The organism is Proteus genomosp. 6 (genome assembly GCF_040139785.1).
Taxonomy (GTDB): domain Bacteria; phylum Pseudomonadota; class Gammaproteobacteria; order Enterobacterales; family Enterobacteriaceae; genus Proteus.
On record NZ_JBEEVJ010000046.1, the window covers coordinates 1 to 1,141 of the forward strand.

Genomic DNA, 1,141 nt, shown 5'->3' on the forward strand with positions numbered 1-1,141 from the left:
ATGTGCGAACTCGATATTTTACACGACTCTCTTTACCAATTCTGCCCCGAATTACACTTAAAACGACTCAACAGCTTAACGTTGGCTTGCCACGCATTACTTGACTGTAAAACTCTCACTCTTACCGAACTTGGCCGTAACCTGCCAACCAAAGCGAGAACAAAACATAACATCAAACGAATCGACCGATTGTTAGGTAATCGTCACCTCCACAAAGAGCGACTCGCTGTATACCGTTGGCATGCTAGCTTTATCTGTTCGGGCAATACGATGCCCATTGTACTTGTTGACTGGTCTGATATTCGTGAGCAAAAACGACTTATGGTATTGCGAGCTTCAGTCGCACTACACGGTCGTTCTGTTACTCTTTATGAGAAAGCGTTCCCGCTTTCAGAGCAATGTTCAAAGAAAGCTCATGACCAATTTCTAGCCGACCTTGCGAGCATTCTACCGAGTAACACCACACCGCTCATTGTCAGTGATGCTGGCTTTAAAGTGCCATGGTATAAATCCGTTGAGAAGCTGGGTTGGTACTGGTTAAGTCGAGTAAGAGGAAAAGTACAATATGCAGACCTAGGAGCGGAAAACTGGAAACCTATCAGCAACTTACATGATATGTCATCTAGTCACTCAAAGACTTTAGGCTATAAGAGGCTGACTAAAAGCAATCCAATCTCATGCCAAATTCTATTGTATAAATCTCGCTCTAAAGGCCGAAAAAATCAGCGCTCGACACGGACTCATTGTCACCACCCGTCACCTAAAATCTACTCAGCGTCGGCAAAGGAGCCATGGGTTCTAGCAACTAACTTACCTGTTGAAATTCGAACACCCAAACAACTTGTTAATATCTATTCGAAGCGAATGCAGATTGAAGAAACCTTCCGAGACTTGAAAAGTCCTGCCTACGGACTAGGCCTACGCCATAGCCGAACGAGCAGCTCAGAGCGTTTTGATATCATGCTGCTAATCGCCCTGATGCTTCAACTAACATGTTGGCTTGCGGGCGTTCATGCTCAGAAACAAGGTTGGGACAAGCACTTCCAGGCTAACACAGTCAGAAATCGAAACGTACTCTCAACAGTTCGCTTAGGCATGGAAGTTTTGCGGCATTCTGGCTACACAATAACAAGGGAAGACT

1 protein-coding gene is annotated in these 1,141 nt (G+C 45.0%); it reads left to right on the forward strand.

Annotated elements, in window-relative coordinates; genetic code table 11:
- Positions 1 to 1,141 (forward strand): IS4-like element ISVsa5 family transposase (locus ABN212_RS18695; protein ID WP_001443860.1); only part of this gene is annotated, 1,141 nt, incomplete at its 3' end.